The following is an 18,169-nucleotide window of genomic DNA, read 5'->3' on the forward strand; positions in this document are numbered from 1 at the left end:
CATGACACCTGAAACACCAGAGCCCCCCCCCACAGGGCAGGATCCACAGCGCCGGGATTTTCTGGGCATGGTCACGACTGCAGGAGTTGTAACGGGTGCGGCGGCGTGCGCCATTCCGTTTCTACAAAGCCTGACCCCGCAGGAAAGTGCCTCAGCCCACGCCCCGGTGGATGTGGACATCTCCAAACTGGCACCGGGGCAACAGACAACTGTGGTCTGGCAGGGTAAGCCTGTTTTCATTCTGCGCCGCACACCGCAGGATATGGCAAAATTGCAGGAGGCCACTTTGGCCGATACACTGCGGGACCCCAACTCCAAAGACCATCAACAACCGGCATATGCTGAGAACTGGCACCGCTCCCTTACGCCGGAATATGGCGTCTATGTCGGGGTGTGTACGCATCTGGGCTGTGTGCCGTCTTACGCGCCAGCAGTGGCTGCCAGTACGCCTACTACAGCAGAGGGCACAGCCACACCTCCGGGCGGTTATGCCTGCCCCTGCCACGGCTCCAAATTTGACCTAGCTGGCCGCGTGTTCAAGGGCGCACCGGCACCCTACAATCTGCCGGTACCGCCCTATTTTATGCCAACACCCACCACAATCCGGCTTGGGGAAAACCCCAAAGGGCAGGATTTTGATTTTTCGACAATTGTGCAAATTTAACGATATGTCTCAGGCCTGACGGCACGACTATTGCCCTCAGGCCTTTTGGCATAGCTGTTTCCACTCGACAAAAATCTGATTGGCTTTCTACACTGGCATCAAGTTGCTTCCCAACCTGCCAGAGTGGTCCTTACCATGCCTGCCCAGAACACTACGCCATACCCTACACGCAAACAAAGTGCGCAACTGGGTGCGACACGCCGCAAATCCGTGCCACGAGCAGCACATGCTACATGGAACGTGCCCGAACATCGGGCTGACCCCGTTGCCCTACTCGCCACGCAAGGTCTGAGCCGTATTCAGGCGCTGCTGCCTGTACGCTATGACCGCATGAAGGCCTCTCCCTTTACGTTCCTTCGTGGTGCGGCTGTTGTTATGGCTTCTGACCTTGCCAGCACGCCAACGTCCGGCATCAGGGTGCAATCTTGTGGCGATTGCCACCTTGCCAATTTTGGCAGCTACGCCTCCCCCGAAGGTGTGCCCGTTTTTGACATTAACGATTTTGATGAAACGCTGGATGCTCCATTTGAATGGGACATCAAAAGACTTGGCACGTCGTTGGTGCTGGCCGGTTTGGAAGGGGGTTTTTCCAACAAGGCAGCTCATCAACTGGCAGAAAGCATGACTCTGGCCTATTGCCGCCAAATTACGCAGCTTTCGACCCTTAGCCCGTTACAGATATGGGCCAGTAAAATTGATCTGACAGCAGCTCTGGCCAACTTCAAAAATACCAAAGTGCGCAGCCAAACAGAGAAACTGCTGGCGCAAAGGCTGGAATCTGCAAAAACACATTTCGGCCTTGTGGCAGATGACCAGACCACACCGCGTTTTAAAGAAAAACCACCGTTGATTATGCGTATTCCTGAACAGGAAAGCGCTGTCAGAACCGCTTTTGCCCGCTATGTAGCAACCCAGCCGCCTGAACGCGCAATCCTGCTGCAACATTACCGCTTGCAGGATGTCATTTTCAAAGTTGTTGGTATCGGCAGTGTTGGGACTTTTTGCGCCATCGGCCTCTTTACCACAGCGGATGGCGAACCTTTGCTTCTGCAAATCAAGGAGGCACAACCCTCTATTCTAGCACCTGCGGCAGGTCCCTCCCCCTTTGCAAACCAAGGGGAGCGGGTTGTTACGGGGCAACGGATTATGCAGGCTGTATCAGATACCTTTTTGGGGTGGACCCATACCAGCGCCGCCAATACCGCAGATACGCCTGACCTTACGGGGTCTGGCCGCCAGTTCTATGTCCGCCGCCTGAAAGACAGCAGGTTGGCCGCCGTGGGCAGTGATGTCGCACAGGACGGCCTCACAGACTACGCAACCTTATGCGGTATCACATTGGCCCGTGCCCACGCGCGCTCTGGTAATACCAGCCTTATTGCGGGCTACGTTGGCAAAGGACCAGCCTTTGCCAAAGCTATTGCAGAATTTTCCGTAGCCTATGCTGCACAGACCCACACAGACTGGCAGGCCTTCACGGCAGCCTTACAGCATGGCGCTCTTAGGAGTGCATAGCATACCACGCCGTAACGGCTGCCATTGTGCGATGAACATGCGCCTGTGGGTATGAACTTGTGAAAGCCAAAAGTATTTTGCCATCTGGCGCAATGACATAGGATGTCCGGTCAGAAAGCAAAAAATTACCATGTGTGCTGCTGGTTTTGTAAAGGGAGGCCACTTTGGCATCCGGGTCTGCCAGCACAGCAAATTTGCCCCGGCATTCTTCTTTGGAAAATGCCGCCACACGGTCAACATTCCCGGCTGTAATACCCACAACAGTTGCCTTCAGCTTTGCAAAGTCATCTGTTGCATCAGCAAAGGCATGGGCTTCCAGCGTGCAGCCGGGGGTAAAGGCTGCCGGAAAGAAATACAGCACTACAGGCCCTTTCTTGAGGGCCTCCTGTAATGAAAACGAAATAGCTTTACCGTCCAGCGCACCATGCGCCGTAAAGGCCGGGGCCTGCGCGTTCTCCGCCAACGCGGCCAGCGCGGGGTGAGCCATAAAGCCGGATAACGGCATAACGGCACATGCTGCTGCAAAGCCAATCGCATACACGCTTTGCTTTTTGGGTGTGAAACGCCTGTTCTTCATGGTCTACCTCTATGTCTTTCGTGGTCTAGAGCCATCATGCACGGACCTGCGTGGTCTCGACACTAAATTTCTACAAAGCACACTCAGCGCTGCCGCAATCTCACACCATGAGTATGAAATGATTTTTCAATAAAGCTGATTATCATACGGGCATCCACTAGCCATTCTGCCTCATACATTATGGCAGTGCCCTCTTAAGCTGCCATTCCACGCTTCTATGGAGAAAAAGCCATGGCTGATATTGTTGTTGTTTACCATTCAGGCTTTGGCCACACCCGCAAAGTGGCAGAGCATGTTGCTCAAGGCGCAAATGCAGACCTTATTGCCATTTCAGAAACAGGTGACCTGACTGAAGCAGAGTGGGAAAAGCTTAATGCCGCCAAAGCCATTATTTTTGGCACACCAACCTATATGGGCAATGTAAGCTGGCAGTTTAAGAAATTTACGGATGCCACGTCCCGTATCTGGTACAATCGCGGCTGGCAGGACAAAATTTTTGGCGGCTTTACCAATAGCGCCAGCCCGGTTGGGGATAAGGGCACAACGCTTGCTGCCCTCCAAACTCTGGCCTCCCAGCATGGCGGTATCTGGGTCAGTCTCGGCCAGCTACCCAGCAACACCAAAGCGGCTCAGCCGACTGACCCCAACACTCTGGGTGGCTCGGTGGGCCTGATTGTACAAAGCCCGGCAGATGCCAGCGTGGATGAAATTCCACAAGGCCATCTGGATACCGCAGTCGCTTATGGGCAGCGGATAGCTGGCATTACAGGCCGCTTCTCCGCCTAAAACGCCCCAGCCTCTCGACCAAGAAACGAAAAAACTCCGGCTGTCGCCAACCCGACAGCCGGAGTTTTGCTATTGTGCAACCGGGTGCACCGCATCAAGCACATCCGGCTGTGTAACGGGAACCGGTGGCACAGCAGTAATCCGATCTATAGCCGCCTTACCCATCGCCTGAAGCGCCTGATGGCTCAAGTTATTCAATTCATCTGCTGTACTCTTAAGGGTAGGTACCACTGGCGTAGATGTCTGCGCCCCAGTCACCACCCCTGTTGCAGACACTGGTTCAGACGTTCCCGCTGGTTTTGTAACAGGGGCGGCAACCTGACCGGGAATGTCAGCAGCTTTACTATTTTGAGTAGCTCCGGTCGGCGCAACAAGAGAAGCTGCGTAGAGTTGTGCATTCACAATGCGATGTTCAGCCAACGAGAGACTGGTAGGGTTTTTATCATATATATCAACAAGCTGTTCATTTTTGGCGTAGCAAAACAGCACTGTGTGCAAGTTGGGGTTCATCCCTGCCTTAACGGGTGCCCATAGAGCCTCTGATAAGCCAAAGGTGCTCATACCTGTCAGCATTTCCGCAGCAGCTACAGCAGCTTTCCCACCAACGCCAAAACCCGATGTATAAAGCTTATAAATATCGCATTGTCGGTTGTCATGCTGCACCTGTCCCTCCGGTTGGCCAACCGTGCTCATGACGGCAAAACGGTCCGCACCCGTTGTGAACTGCTCAAGATTGACCGGCTGGGCCTTTCCCTCACTCCCTGTGTTTGTGCAGCCAGACAACAGAGCGAGAGTTGCACACCCTACCGTGGACAGGACATTATTAATCCGGAACAATTTAAAAACCATGTGGGAAACGATGCCTTGCGAGAATGCATATTCTGAAAACCTCTCTTCCGCTTCAAGAGAGCCATCTGTCTATGCCACAAAACACGATAACACCACGAGATGTCCCACGTTAAATTTTCGCTTATTTCGACTGGAGTATTGTTGTGACGCCATACAGATTACTACCGACTGGATGATCACGCGCAGCCCTCTACGCCATTATGAAGACTTTATAGACATTCCAAACATAGATGCTGTTACTGAGCGATACAGCCAGTTACAGGACCGACCTCCATTACCCATTTCTGCAAAACATAAGGGTCAAGATGTTTACGCGCTCATTTGGCTGTCAAAAGTTCGCTTAGATCTTTTTTTCAAATTAGAAATATTGTCACATGTGTCAATTATTTCATTCTGCGTTAGAGCATGCTAAACTCAATCCTCCTAAAAGGCTAAGTGGGTGTCTTTTTCAAGCGCGTCTAAAGACACATCAACGTCCAGCCAGAAACCATAATGCTATTGATTGTGCCTGTGCCCCCAAAATCTCTCTTCCCACGCAAAATCTTTCTTTGTTCAGGCATTTTGGTTTTTCTGTCTGGATGTGCAGCGCCTATCACGGTAACGGAGCGCTCCCTTACGCAGGCTTACAAGGCACGCAACCAGAGTGCATTGATGAGCAATACGCTGAGCACAACCAGCCAGACAAAGCTACGGCGGCAAAATCTACTGGGCACATGGCGGCAGAGCCCGCCGGACGCCATAAACCGTCTGCGTAGTATGACACAGCGCCAGTTTTACGCACAAAATCTGGCAGATCAGCTTTTTACATTGTCCGAGCTTAGTTATCTGTACGCCCGCAAAACGCACGACAAAGCTTACTTTATGGCGGCGGCGCTTTACGCCTATGCTTACCTTAACCCGCAAGCTCCGGCTAATGAGCGCCCTAGCCCCTTCAGCCAACACTTCCGGCAAGCGTGCGACATTTACATGCTAAGCCTGACAGAGGCTTTAGGCTCTCCTGTTCATGTTTCGTCACAACATTGGACGCTGCCTTTTGGTACGTTAAACCTAGACGGCGTTCCTAGCTCTTACCAGTGGCACGGGCATAACCTGACTGATTTACGCCCCTTGGCGCGTTTATCTATTACAGGAATTGAAAATATCTATTCTCAAGCAGGTCTGGGCGAACCCGTGGGTGGCCTGCCCCGTCTAAGCAATGCGGAAGACCACTCCTTCACAATTTCAGACAAGCTCCGGGTACCCCTCAATCTACAAGTGCTCCTGCCTTCTCCACGCACGCAAATTCTCTCAAATACGCTTCAGGGTCATCTTGCGCTAACAGCTATGGACGAGGCAAAGCCACCCAACGCACCGAACCCGCTGCAATATGATCAGACAGCTGCGCGGGCTGTCAGTCTGGACGAAACCATGGACTGGTCTTTAGAATATAAAGGCTTTCTGGATGGCCGTTTATTTGATCAAACAAACGCAGCGCAGCTTTTTGCCATTGAACCCCACCAATATGGGCACAGACCGGTTATTCTCGTACACGGCACAGCCTCCAGTGCGGCACGCTGGGCCAGTATGGTCAATGACTTGATGGAAGACCCGATTATTCGACAAAATTACGAATTCTGGTTTTTTTCTTATGCAACAGGAAACCCTATTCCCTACTCTGCACTACAGTTACGGCAGTCCCTTTTGCATACCATCCAACAGCTTGGCGGCACACAAGCAGACCCCGCCTTGGGAGAGATGACCCTGATTGGTCATAGTCAGGGGGGATTACTCATAAAACTTTTAGCTATCCAAGCCGAAGACAAATTATGGAACAGCATGGTGCCAAAGCCTTTAAATTCTCTAAAAATATCTGATAAATACAAACAATTTCTTCATGAAACTCTTTTCCCCTCACCGCTACCGCAGATTAAAAGCGTTGTATTTATCTCCACCCCGCAGCGCGGCAGTTATCTGGCTGGCTTTTCTCTTGCACACATGGTGGGACGCATGGTGTCCTTCCCCCTGACAGTGACAGAAGCAACTCGGGCCGTGCTTGCCAGTGACCCCGCACTACGCCGGTTAAACATGCGCCCATGGCGAGTTGGTAGCGTGTACGGCATGTCACCCCGCAGTGCCTTTATTCGCTCCTTATCTCCCATTCCGGTCACGCCCGACATTACAGCCCACTCCATTATTCCTGTTACGGGCGCCGGCCAGAACCTTGAAAAAGCTGATGATGGCGTTGTGACTTATAAAAGCGCACATGTGCCGTATGTTAAGTCTGAACTTGTGGTGCCACATTCCGGTCACTCAACGCAGTCAAATCCAATCACCATTGCAGAAGTTCGTCGTATTTTACTTGAAAATTTACAGAACAACTCCACCACAGAAACCTTAACAAAGCAGGATATCAGCACGATGGGCGGCCTGTACCAGCAGCCTGAACACACACAACAGGCAGAGGCTGCACAATGAGTATGAAACGTCTCCTGCATGGCATCGGTTGGTTTTTTCTTGTCCTCATGACAGCTTTTGCCACGGCCGCCCTATTTTATTCTACAGTGGAGCCAGCGGCCCTACGCATTTCACTTACTGTTTTATGTCCAACAAGTATTTTAGCTGCATTTTTAGGACGTCGTTACATCCTTGCTCCAGCATCTCTTGCAACGATATTTATTATTTTCTGGGGTTGGTATTTAACAGATCCACCACGCAATGACCGCGATTGGGCAGGCGAATATGCTCTACCCGCCAACGCAACACTCAATGGACGCGTGGCGCATATCGAGCACGTCAGAAATTTTACCTACCGTACCACCGAAGATTACACGCCCCATTATTATGATGCAGATTATAATCTGGATGATCTCAGTTCACTAGATTTAGTCACATCCTATTGGGCTGGAGAAACGATCGCGCATGTCTTTCTGAGCTTTGGCTTCAAAGATGGTAGGCATTTAGCCCTTTCCATAGAAACGCGCAGACAAAAAACGTTTGCCTATTCTGCCATTGCCGGTTTTTTCCACCATTATGAGACATTTTATGTCGCTGCTGATGAGCGGGATTTGATTGGTGTCCGAACCGATATTCGTAAAGAGCGTGTTTACCTCTACACCCTTACTTTGTCTCCTCAGGCTCGTGAGCGGTTGCTCCTGAGCTATCTGGCAGAAATCCATCGTCTGACTCTTCAGCCAGCATGGTACAATACGCTTACAGACAACTGCACCACGGGCATTCTTACCCGTGCGCAAGCCAAATGGCGTTACCGGCTAGACTGGCGGGTTCTGCTGAGTGGTTACACGGCTTCTCTTGCTTATGATCTTGGGTTGCTCCAGACACATGGCCTGAGCTTCCCGGCTCTCAAGCAGGCAAGTCGTCTTTACCGCCCTGCAAATGCCGTGCCGGGAAATAGTTTTTCTAAAGATATTCGCACCAAAACCATTCCATAAACCCAAAAGAGCCTATTTGGCTTCCTTTTATTTAACAAACGCATTGATCTCACTTCATTTTGACCATCTGCTCTCTATGCCGGGTTACATACCATGATAAGGGTGGAAGACGTTGCTGTTCGTACAGTGTCGTGCAGTAAAAGCTTCATGCAAAAAGAAGTAAGAATAATACGCCATGATAAACAGCAGCAGAAATACTATCAGCCCCGAGGTTAGCGCGTTGAGAGAAAATGTAGAGACACATGCACCAACTGGCTCTCCGCAGACAACGGGCCAGCGTATGAAAGCAGCCATGCAGGTTGCCAGCGGTAATATGCTGGAAATGTATGACTTTATGGTATTTGGCTACTACGCCTCTGCCATTGGGCATGCATTTTTCCCATCATCAGATCCTTATGCAGAACTCTTGCTGTCTTTTGCTACCTTTGGCGCCGGTTTCCTCATGCGTCCCCTTGGGGCTTTAATCCTTGGCGCATATGTAGACCGTATTGGTCGCCGCAAAGGGTTAATTCTAACCCTCTCTCTCATGGCGCTCGGCACGCTGGCTCTTACCCTGACACCCAGCTACGCAACGATAGGCATTCTGGCACCGCTTATGGTCCTTGCCGGTAGGTTGCTACAGGGTTTTTCCGCAGGGGTGGAGCTCGGTTCAACCTCTGTGTATCTGGCAGAAATTGCTAAACCTCATAACAAGGGGTTTATCGTCTCCTTCCAGTCAGCCTCACAACAGGTCGCTGTGATGGGCGCCGCGGCACTTGGCGTTTTTATGGCGTCTATGCTGTCTCCCGAGCAAATGGTCGCCTGGGGGTGGCGTATTCCTTTGCTGATTGGCTGTCTTATTGTGCCAGTTCTGTTTTTTCTGCGCCGCAACCTGCAAGAAACAGAAGCTTTTGAAAAGCAGCACACCCCGCCAAAGTTCCGGGAAATTCTTCAAACTGTTTGTAAAGAATGGCGGATTATTTCCACTGGGCTGTGCATGGTTATCATGACCACAACATCCTTTTATGTCATTACCGCCTATACGCCGTCATTCGGCAGTTCTGTTCTTCATCTTTCAAAAATAAGCAGCCTTGTTGTTACGTTATGCGTGGGGATGTGCAACTTTCTGCTCATTCCTGTTTTTGGCGCACTCTCAGATAAAGTTGGCCGCAAAAAACTGCTTGTTTCAGCAACAGTATTGGCAATTTTAACCGCCTATCCCGCCATGCTGTGGCTGGTAACCGAACCCTCTTTCCTGCGCCTGCTCGTGGTAGAATTGTGGTTGGCTATAATTTACAGCCTCTATAATGGTGCTGCGGTGGTTTACCTGACTGAAATTGTACCGCCACGTATCCGCACAACAGGTTTTGCGCTTGCCTATAGTTTGGCAACCTGTGTTGGGGGCTTCACCCCCACACTCTGCACATGGTTGATCCATACAACCGGGAATAATGCCATTCCCGGCGCGTGGCTTGCTGTTGCGGCAGTTTTTGGCCTGAGTGCAAGCCTGATAGCCCGTCCCTATGATCAAGCAAAAATTAATTAACACACCATCGCTATTAAAGAACAAACAAAACGGCTGCATTGCGTAAAAACGCAGGCAGCCTTTTTAGGTATTTCTGGTTCAGTTTTTTTCTACCGCCTTTTTATAATGCTTTTTGTGCCACAGTTTGAAAGTAAAAATAACTACGCACCGTTGCTTTAATTGACGAGCAGCCTTACGCATGGCTTATATGCCTAACCGGCACCACCGGCTATCTGGGTGTTCTCACTGTACTTGTACTGTTTTGGCACCAGCATAATTGCTCAAACAATAAAGATAATAAGTTGCAATCATGACTCTTCGGTGTTTTTCTGGTGTAGCTCAAACCAACGTAGTGCGGTCGGCCATACTTATAGTGCCCTTGAGCACTCTAGGGTTTTTACTGCACAGTGCGACTGCTCTTGCGTCAACATCCGATCCGGCAGTGCAAGAGCTGATACGCCTTGTCAAAGCGCAATCGCAGCAAATTCACGAACTTCAGTCCCGGTTGGCTAAAGTTGAGAAACATACAATCCATTCCACAATCACAGCACAAAACACGGTCAAACCACCCTCTGTGGCCCGAACGCAACCTGTTCAGCACACTCTGAAGTCAGGCCCGGTAGAACCGGTCAAATTTTCCGGAGATACACCATCACCCCAGTTCGCAATTAATAGTGCTGCATACCCTCTACTTCCCGCTGCTCCCGGCTCATTCGCAGCCGTATCCAACATGCCGTCCGGGTCTGCACCTGTTATGGGGGTTGCATCGCAAATTCCGTCATCCAGTCACAGCACGACAATAGGCGGACTTGTTCTGAAATGGGGCAAGGGCCTCCCCCAGATTACCACGCCTGATAATGCCTACTCATTCAGGCCACGAGGTCGTATTCTTGTTGACTATGGCTCAGGCTTTGGCAGCCGCTTTCCTCAGCACAACGTCTCCCGTACGGTCATGCGAGCGGCCCGTTTAGGCTTTGAGGGCAACGTACATCAACTATCCTGGGTTCTGGAAGGTGACTACGCTGATAACCAGCTTTCTGTCATGAGTGCTTTCATGACCTGGAGCGACAAAATGGGTGGGCATCTGGTAGAATATTCTCTTGGTAACAAATTTAATGAACGCGGTTTTGACGGCTCAACCGGTTCGGACCAGACCGTTTTTCTGGACCGCGATATTGTGGCCAATGCCATACTGCCTGTTAAAGGTTGGTACGGCATTGGGGGCGCCTTCAAAATTTTTGGTGATAACTGGCACGTTGCAGCACAGATCACAGGAAACGATGTCAACACTGCAAACCTGACCAACAATGTGCGCGATGACCTGACCTACATGCTGCGCTCCCATTACATTCCATGGCGCAATAAGCATGGCCTCGTACACTTGGGCGCTTGGGGATTTTACGAAGACGTAAAACCAAGCAGCAGTTTTTCACAAAAAATACGCCTACTTGCCCGTACGGATGATGCTTTTAATCTTCAGTTCGGGCCAGTTATGCCTATTGCAAACTCAATGGCTGGCGGGCTGGAAGCTTTTGGCATCTGGCGGTCTGCCTGGGCATTAAGTGAGTTTGGTGTAAGGCATATCCAGATGCGCGATACGGCCGTTGGTCTTCCATCCAATACGCCATTCCGCGGAGCCGCAGGCACGGAAGAAGCCTTCAGCGCACAGGCCGGTATTTTCCTGACCGGAGAAACACCAAATTACTTTGCCCATACCGGGCAGTGGGCCACGCCCCGTATTCTCAACCCACTCACAGATGGTGGATGGGGTGGTTGGGAGGTTGCTGCACGGTGGGATTGGATTGATGCCACACATATTCCAACGGGTGGACGAGCCTGGACGGCTACCATTGGTGTAAACTGGTATCTGCTCAGCTTTGCTCGCCTTATGCTTAACTACACCCATGCACAGGTTACGAACAAAACCGGCAATTATCTGGGTGCCAATAGTGGCAATATCGTAGGGCTAAGGTCTGCTGTTACGTTTTGATATGCGTGCAGGAATGTAGAAACATTTGAGGCGAACAGTTTCTACACTCCTGTCTTATTCTGCCCCGCTAGGTATTTCTTTTTGCCCTTAAGGCCTTTTTTTAACAGAACAGGCAAAATCATGCGCCATACGCGCGGCATCATCAGCATCATTTGTGCGAGGATACCATCTGAACTGGGGCAAAAAATTTCTGACTTTGGCCGCTTGAGCAAGCGCTCAACAATAGCGGCAATATCATCAGGAGTAGATGGCTGTGTCAGAAAATTCAGAACTGACCCGCCATTATCAATTTCTCTCCGAAGCATGGGCGTATCCACAGCGCCTGGGAATACGGACGACACAGCAATACCACGCGGTTGTAGGTCCTGTGCGAGTGACAGCGCGAACCCACGCAAACCAAACTTGCTGGCCGTATAAATGCTACTGCCTTCAAGCGGCACCAGAGCAGCCATGGAATTAACAAAGACAATCCTGCCCCCCTTGGGCACGAGCGGCAATGCCAGCATGGTCAGAAGTATGGGGGCTTCAAGATTGACGGCGAGCTGTGCGGAAACGCCCAGCGTATCGCACGTTCCCATACGCTGGGGGGTTATGACACCGGCACAATGTACAACTGCATACAAAGGCACAGATGCTTTGCGCAGGCCTTCCATTGTGTTTTGAATTTCTGCAGGTTTAGACAGGTCACACGCTACCGGCGTGACATGCTGTTGTGGCGGCGTGTCACCCCTCCGGCTGAACGCCAGAACATGAAGCCCCGCCGCCACAAGCCGGTGGATCAGCTTCTCCCCTATGCCGCCTGCTGCACCGGTCAGCAACACGACGGGGCGAACTGGATGAGAGGTTAAATGAGAAAAAGGCATAAGGAGAATAAAACCACCATTCTAAGTGCCCCTAGCAAACACACCTTTTTCTCTCTGTGCAAGGGTCAGGCGTGTATTAAGCGCCCAACACCCGCCCTGCCACGGTTTGCAGTTTAGCAATCAAAGCAGGGTCACGTGCTTCTGGCGCAGTGATAATGGCGTGCTCAAGGGCACGGTCACATCCAGCCTCACACAGGCCACGCTTTTGGCCCAACACGGGAATAACAGCTTTGACCAGAGCTTTGGCGTTGGCGGAGTTGGCCTGCATGGTTTTTACCACGCCTTCTACGGTAACGTTGTCATGCTCTTCGTGCCAGCAGTCATAGTCTGTCACCATGGCAACGGTTGCGTAACAAATCTCGGCTTCCCGTGCCAAAGAGGCTTCGGGCATGTTGGTCATGCCAATAACCGAGCATCCCCATGAGCGATACAACTCGCTTTCCGCGCGGGTTGAGAATTGCGGGCCTTCCATCACCAGATACGTGCCGCCACGCGTTGCCTTAAGCCCCAGCGCCTTTGTCTGGGCTTCCAGCACATCCCCAATGCGGGAGCACAGCGGGTCTGCCATGGAAATATGAGCCACACACCCAGTGTCAAAAAAGCTTTTGTCACGCCAGATCGTGCGGTCAATAAATTGGTCAATAATCACGAAATGGCCGGGTGGCAGTTCTTCCTTCAAAGACCCCACAGCGGAGAGGGACACAATGTCTGTCACGCCGGAAATTTTGAGGGCTGCAATATTGGCTTTGTAGTTCAGCCGGGAAGGAGGAATAGGGTGCCCGCGCCCATGCCGTGGCAGGAATACACAACGCACCCCGTCCAGACGCCCAAACAGCAACTGGTCGGAAGGGGCACCCCAAGGGGTGTCAACATGCCGCCATTCCTTGTCTTCCAGTCCATCAATATCATACAGGCCTGATCCGCCTATCAAGCCGATAACAGGTTCAATACTTTCATTTTGCGACATGGGACCAGATTCTCCGCTTCAGGATCACAAGTAGAATGGCGAGAAAACACAGATAGAGCGCCACGCCAACACCCAAGCGGCGTTTGCTGTCTACATGGGGGGAAGAAACCCATGCCAGAAACGTCGTAACGTCTCGTGCTTCCTGCGCGACTGTGGCAGGTGTGCCATCCGCATACACCACAGCATTATCACGTAACGGCGGGGGCATAGCGGTCCTGTGCCCTATGGCATAAGGGTTATAAAACCCGGCAGCATGTATGCCTTGCCTGCCATGAGTGTCCGTTGCTCCATACCCTGTCAGGAGCGCCAGTATGCGGTTTGGCCCACCGGGGTAGACTAACGCCACACGGGAGAGATCTGGCGGTACAGCTCCATTATTGGCCGCCCGCGCTACATCTGGCGAAGCATAGGGGACGGGAAATGCATCCTCGGGTCGCCCTTTCCGCTGGGTACTTTGCCCTTGCCCGCCCGGACCTGCGGGAACCTTCCATGTTGCAGCCAGCGCCATGATCTGTTCCGAAGAGAGGCCTGCCCCTGCAAGGTCTGAAAAATGTACTGCCCCCACACTATGGCAGGCTGCACACACACCAGCAAAGACGGCATACCCTCGTTGGACTGCTGCAAGATCAAAATGCCCGAGAGGGCCATTAAATGACCAGTGCTGTGCTGGCGCACTCTCCGGTGCCAACGATTGCGCCATACCCAGCACGGGAGCACAGGCTAATATTCCACACCCAACAAAGCGGAAAACAGTCTGCGTGAGATCTTGCAGACACGTCATGATGTCAGCCTTTATAAACCGGGTCATAGCTGCGCCTCACGCCGTGCGTGCCACGGCAAGAACCCGAAAAAATAGGCATAGAACCCTAGGGTCGCGAGACGCCCCACCGTAAGCCAGACACCCGCCACGTGATGACGCCCTGCAAGGCCGACCAGAATAAAAGACAGCACCAGCACGCTCAAAGCTGCCCCGGCCACAAAACGGCTTACCCACCACGGGGATGTGGCTGCATGGGGTTTCGGGTCAAGCCGCGGCACCAGAAACAGAACCAGTACAGCCCCGGCTGATACGACAAGCCCGCCAAACTTGGATGGCACAACCTGCAACATGCCGTAAAACGGCAAAAAATACCATGCTGGCTCAATATCCGCCGGAGTATGAAGCGGGTTTGCCGGACGATAATTTTCCGCTTCACTGACCAAACCCGGCCAGAAACACATAACCAGTGTAAAAGCGAGTGCCATAAGCACAACACCCAAAGTGTCCTTCACCGTAAAATAAGGATGAAACGACAGCATGCGTTTTGGATTTTGCCCGCTTACGCCTGAAGGACTGCCGCTCCCACGGCCATGCAAAACAGCAACATGCAGCACCACAGCCCCAACAAGAGTGAAGGCCATGGTAAAATGGAGCACAAACATGCGGTGTAGTGTTGGCGTGCCCGGAGCGTCCCCTCCCAGAAACATAGCCTCCAGAGTGGGCCCGACAAAAGGCACGGCGCCAACGGCCTTCCCTGCCACATCGGCACCCCAGTAAGACATCTGCCCCCATGGTAGCACGTAGCCCGCAAAAGCTGTCACCATCACCATGACCAGCACCGTGACACCAACGCCCCATACACCCCGGCGCGGTGGCGCATAGGACCGATAGATCAGCCCCCGCAAAAGATGAAAATACAGGGCGAGCATAAAAAAGCTGGCACCTGTCATATGCAAACTACGTAAGAGCCAACCAGAAGGGGCTCTCCGTTCCAAGGCTTCGACAGAACTGAATGCCAGTGTGGCATCCGGCGTGTAGGACAGAGCAAGGCTGAGACCGCTGGCAACCATGAGCGCCAGAACAGCAACCAGCATGGCCCCTACTGTCCACAGAAAGGTAAGATCTCTCGGCAGCGGAAAATGCGCCATGTGGGTAGCAAGCCGCGCTGCGCTTCCTACATCTGCCTGCTGCGGCACCTTGGCCTGCTGTTGCTCTAGCACCGTATCAGACATCCGCTTTCTCACTCTCACTGGCCTTGTCTCTGTGGGGGTGTTGGGCGCTTCCCCGCAGATGTCCTGTATAGCATGTCTGTGCCGTCCCACATGCAGCCCGGCCATGCATACGGCTACCGCCCTTGCCATTCTTTGTGTCAACACGCCTTTACAAAATCTGCCCAGCCCGCGATGAACAAGCAAATAGTGCACGCATTGCTCACAAAAAGCACCCCTTGAAGGCAGAATGAGTACCGGCCTTGCCTGTACCCCAGAACAGAGAACCCCGGCATGATCCCTACCAAAGTTCACTCCGTTCCCGACCACGTTGCCCTGAAAACTGAAGCCCGCAGTTGGTTTGAATCCCTCCGGGACAAAATTTGTGCCGCTTTTGAGCAGATTGAACAGGAAGCCGCACAGCAAGGCAGCCCGGTTCTGGCAGGTCATGAGCAACCAAGCCGTTTCGAACGCAAAAGCTGGGACCGTGAGAACGACGATGGAACAGCCGGTGGCGGCGGTGTCATGAGCCTGATGCGCGGGCGCGTGTTTGAAAAAGTGGGCGTCAACGTCTCCACCGTTGAAGGCACCTTCAGCCCCGCCTTTGCTGCCACTATTCCCGGCGCGTCAGAAGATCCCCGTTTTTTTGCAACCGGCATCAGTCTTGTTGCGCATATGTGCAGCCCGCTTGTGCCTGCTGCCCATTTCAACACCCGCATGATCATTACCACGCAGGGCTGGTTTGGTGGTGGGGGAGACATTACCCCCATGTTTCCTGAATCAGCCGAAGCTATTGACGATGCCGCCGCATTCCATGCCGGATTTGAACAGGCCTGCGCGCGCCACAACCCGGAATATTACCCGCGCTTCAAAGCATGGTGTGACAAGTATTTCTATCTTCCCCATCGCAATGAGCCGCGTGGTCTTGGCGGTATCTTCTATGACCGGTTGGACAGTGGCAACATTGCTCAGGACTTTGCCTTCACAAAGGATGTGGGCCTTGCCTTTCTGGAAACCTACCCGAACATTATACGCCGCCGCATGATGGAACCGTGGAGTGCGGAGCAGCGCGATGCACAACTTATCCGCCGTGGCCGTTATGTGGAGTTTAACCTTTTGCATGATCGTGGCACACTGTTCGGGCTGAAGACCGGTGGCCATACAGAAGCAATTCTGATGAGCATGCCGCCCGAAGTAAAATGGCCATAATTCTGGCCGTGATTTTGCCGTGAACGAGACCTATTTTGTCTTGCTGGCCCGTGTGCCCTTTTGTGGCTGACACATGGGCTGGCTTTTGAAGGACAGACCTGAAAAGACCTTTGAGAAGGGCCACACTGTGCCGCGCCGAGAGCCTATGAACCAGAACAACCGACCGACCCTCTTTTCCCGCCGCAAGGTTTTGGGAGGCGCTGTGGCAGGTGTATGCGCAGTCGTGGGCAAAACGGCACAGGCTCATCAGGACCTTACAGACGAAAGTGGACGCCTTATTGTAGCCGGGGTTGCTGACAGCCAATGCGGCCGCTGGGCAGACATTCTGGCACCAGCCTTGGCAGAGGCCTTGCATGTGCCCCCCTTTACCCTGACAACCACTACGGGATGGGATGGCGTAACAGGGGCCAACCTGTTTGATATTCAGCAAGAACAGGCCGTACCGCCAGCAGGCCTTATTGTCCCCGGTCGCGCCGTACTGGCCGCTATGTGTGGGGACAGCCGCGTTCATTACGATTATCAACGCTGGATTCCCACCTTCATAAGCCATCAACCCATGGTTGCAGTCGGGCGGGCTAGCCTACACCGCTCCCTATCCAGCATTATCAAAGGCCAACCGTTACGTGTGGCCGTTTCAACCTACGCAGGAGCTGAACTCCCTACCCTGCTGGCCTTGGATATTCTGGCCTTACGCCCTTTGCCCATTCCGGGTTTTGGTACCCCCTCCGCTGCAATAGACGCACTGAGAGCAGGCACGGTGGAAGTCATTCAGCTTCCGTTTGATGCCGATTATGCTGGTGTCATGGCTTCCCTTCAGGAAGATGGGTTTGAGCCTCTTTTTGCCAATGCTCTACCCAAGGATGTTTTCCAGCACCGAGGCCTGCCACCGGACTTTACCTCCATTTATATGCAGGAACGCAGGCGCCTCCCCTCCAGTCTGGAATATGATGTGTGGAGTGCCACCACGGCCGCTTGTGCGATGAAGGCAGGCGTTATGTTGCCTAACCTTTCTACCCCCGCTCAGGTCGCACTATGGCGCCATGCCTGTCAGGCTGTGGCCAGCCAGCAAGACTTGCGCTCCCACGCGCGGGACGAAAACGAGGTCATGTTCACAGGAAACGCGTGTGCGGCAGCCTATAATTTGATGACGCCAGATGTCAGCGTTCTGCTGGCCTTGCGCCGTTGGCTTTCTCTCAACATACCAAAATGGCGGGATACCCTTGCGCGCCGCTCAAGCTCGCCTGCGCCGCAGCAAAACCCGAACTGACCCCTTATTCCCTGCATGGGGGTAAGTTAACCCTAAAACGCGGTTGCGTATTTCCGGTCGCCCCAACCAGTGTGGCAACTCCCGCCGCAGGATGCCACCTTCTGCCCCTGTGCCAAGGCCGGTCACAATTTCCACGCATCGCAGGCCCCGCATGTGGGCGACATCCATAAATTCCATCAACCTGCGAAACGCATCCTGGGCCACCATACCGTGCAGGTCCAGACGGCGTTGCACCCGCATGCCGCCATCAGAAAACGTACGCCAACTATAGTTATCGACACCCGGATACCGCTTCCCGATAGCATCGGTCGGGTGAGGTTTATGGTTTATCTCAACCATAGGTTTAGGGGGTATAAAAAGCCCCATATCCACTTCCGGCAAGGCACGCGCCTTGCGGGCTGCTACGCGTGTAGCCTTGAGTTTGCGTGGTACCGCAGCGAGCGTGCCAACGGGGTCTTCCACTGGGGTGGGTGGCGCAGTCGCCTCACTTATCTGGTCATGCAGCGGGGCCACATCACGCATGACGTGGTGCCAAAGCGCCTTTTCTTCTTCCCGTAGCTGACGCCGCCTGACCACCTGCCT

16 protein-coding genes are annotated in these 18,169 nt (G+C 52.9%); 9 read left to right on the plus strand and 7 right to left on the minus strand.

Going from position 1 to position 18,169, the window contains the following annotated elements:
- The first annotated feature begins 1 nt into the window (after position 1).
- The gene (gene petA / locus ACTIDN_RS05210) at positions 2-664 is read left to right on the plus strand and encodes a ubiquinol-cytochrome c reductase iron-sulfur subunit (RefSeq protein WP_441376276.1); all 663 of its coding nucleotides are present in this window, start codon (positions 2-4) and stop codon (positions 662-664) included.
- Between the two features lie 135 nt (positions 665-799).
- Positions 800-2,179 carry a DUF2252 domain-containing protein gene (locus ACTIDN_RS05215; RefSeq protein WP_441376232.1) on the plus strand — a complete coding sequence of 460 codons (1,380 nt, stop codon included), beginning with the start codon at positions 800-802 and terminating at the stop codon, positions 2,177-2,179.
- Here ACTIDN_RS05215 and ACTIDN_RS05220 read toward each other — a convergent pair.
- The gene (locus ACTIDN_RS05220; protein ID WP_441376233.1) at positions 2,166-2,756 is read right to left on the minus strand and encodes a peroxiredoxin; all 591 of its coding nucleotides are present in this window, start codon (positions 2,754-2,756) and stop codon (positions 2,166-2,168) included. The two genes, ACTIDN_RS05215 and ACTIDN_RS05220, sit on opposite strands and share 14 nt — an antisense overlap.
- 231 nt (positions 2,757-2,987) lie before the next feature.
- Here ACTIDN_RS05220 and ACTIDN_RS05225 point away from each other — a divergent pair, with 231 nt between their 5' ends.
- The gene (locus ACTIDN_RS05225; RefSeq protein WP_441376234.1) at positions 2,988-3,542 is read left to right on the plus strand and encodes a flavodoxin family protein; all 555 of its coding nucleotides are present in this window, start codon (positions 2,988-2,990) and stop codon (positions 3,540-3,542) included.
- 69 nt (positions 3,543-3,611) lie between these two features.
- Here ACTIDN_RS05225 and ACTIDN_RS05230 read toward each other — a convergent pair whose 3' ends face one another.
- On the minus strand, positions 3,612-4,391 hold the full coding sequence (locus ACTIDN_RS05230; RefSeq protein ID WP_441376235.1) for a hypothetical protein: 780 nt from the start codon (positions 4,389-4,391) through the stop codon (positions 3,612-3,614).
- Between the two features lie 651 nt (positions 4,392-5,042).
- Between ACTIDN_RS05230 and ACTIDN_RS05235 the strand changes: the two genes are divergently transcribed.
- The 4 genes from ACTIDN_RS05235 to ACTIDN_RS05250 all read left to right on the plus strand — a co-directional run bounded on the left by ACTIDN_RS05235 (position 5,043) and on the right by ACTIDN_RS05250 (position 11,313).
- Positions 5,043-6,845: an esterase/lipase family protein gene (locus ACTIDN_RS05235; protein WP_441376277.1), complete on the plus strand. Its 1,803-nt coding sequence runs from the start codon at positions 5,043-5,045 to the stop codon at positions 6,843-6,845.
- Positions 6,842-7,819, plus strand: a complete 978-nt coding sequence (locus tag ACTIDN_RS05240) for an Lnb N-terminal periplasmic domain-containing protein (RefSeq protein WP_441376236.1) — start codon at positions 6,842-6,844, stop codon at positions 7,817-7,819. Before ACTIDN_RS05235 ends, ACTIDN_RS05240 begins: the two co-directional genes overlap by 4 nt.
- Before the next feature lie 175 nt (positions 7,820-7,994).
- Positions 7,995-9,344, plus strand: coding sequence for an MFS transporter (locus tag ACTIDN_RS05245; protein WP_441376237.1), 1,350 nt, complete (start codon positions 7,995-7,997; stop codon positions 9,342-9,344).
- 289 nt (positions 9,345-9,633) lie between these two features.
- Entirely contained in the window at positions 9,634-11,313 is a 1,680-nt protein-coding gene (locus ACTIDN_RS05250) for an OprO/OprP family phosphate-selective porin (RefSeq protein WP_415507334.1), read from the plus strand.
- A 41-nt stretch (positions 11,314-11,354) separates the two neighbouring features.
- On the opposite strand, the gene ACTIDN_RS05255 is transcribed toward ACTIDN_RS05250, so the two are convergent.
- The 4 genes from ACTIDN_RS05255 to ACTIDN_RS05270 form a co-directional block, all read right to left on the minus strand.
- Positions 11,355-12,176 (minus strand): SDR family NAD(P)-dependent oxidoreductase, encoded by an 822-nt coding sequence (locus tag ACTIDN_RS05255; RefSeq protein ID WP_441376238.1) that lies wholly within the window; start codon positions 12,174-12,176, stop codon positions 11,355-11,357.
- A gap of 76 nt (positions 12,177-12,252) precedes the next feature.
- Positions 12,253-13,143 (minus strand): S-methyl-5'-thioadenosine phosphorylase, encoded by an 891-nt coding sequence (locus tag ACTIDN_RS05260; protein ID WP_441376239.1) that lies wholly within the window; start codon positions 13,141-13,143, stop codon positions 12,253-12,255.
- Positions 13,130-13,843 carry a cytochrome c1 gene (locus ACTIDN_RS05265; RefSeq protein WP_441376278.1) on the minus strand — a complete coding sequence of 238 codons (714 nt, stop codon included), beginning with the start codon at positions 13,841-13,843 and terminating at the stop codon, positions 13,130-13,132. Before ACTIDN_RS05265 ends, ACTIDN_RS05260 begins: the two co-directional genes overlap by 14 nt.
- Positions 13,844-13,947: 104 nt before the next feature.
- Complete coding sequence (locus ACTIDN_RS05270) at positions 13,948-15,135, minus strand: cytochrome b (RefSeq protein ID WP_441376240.1); 1,188 nt, start codon at positions 15,133-15,135, stop codon at positions 13,948-13,950.
- A gap of 270 nt (positions 15,136-15,405) precedes the next feature.
- On the opposite strand from ACTIDN_RS05270, the gene hemF reads away from it, so the two are divergent.
- Together hemF and ACTIDN_RS05280 are read left to right on the plus strand one after the other, a co-directional pair.
- Entirely contained in the window at positions 15,406-16,320 is a 915-nt protein-coding gene (hemF, locus tag ACTIDN_RS05275; RefSeq protein ID WP_441376241.1) for an oxygen-dependent coproporphyrinogen oxidase, read from the plus strand.
- 145 nt (positions 16,321-16,465) lie between these two features.
- Positions 16,466-17,587 carry a hypothetical protein gene (locus ACTIDN_RS05280; protein WP_441376242.1) on the plus strand — a complete coding sequence of 374 codons (1,122 nt, stop codon included), beginning with the start codon at positions 16,466-16,468 and terminating at the stop codon, positions 17,585-17,587.
- Here ACTIDN_RS05280 and ACTIDN_RS05285 read toward each other — a convergent pair.
- A complete protein-coding gene (locus ACTIDN_RS05285; RefSeq protein WP_441376243.1) occupies positions 17,552-18,163 on the minus strand; it encodes a Smr/MutS family protein in 612 nt (203 codons plus the stop codon). The genes ACTIDN_RS05280 and ACTIDN_RS05285 overlap by 36 nt on opposite strands.
- Positions 18,164-18,169: the final 6 nt, after the last annotated feature.

Origin of the sequence: Acetobacter sp. (assembly GCF_052102375.1) — a bacterium.
Taxonomy (GTDB): Bacteria; Pseudomonadota; Alphaproteobacteria; order Acetobacterales; family Acetobacteraceae; genus Acetobacter.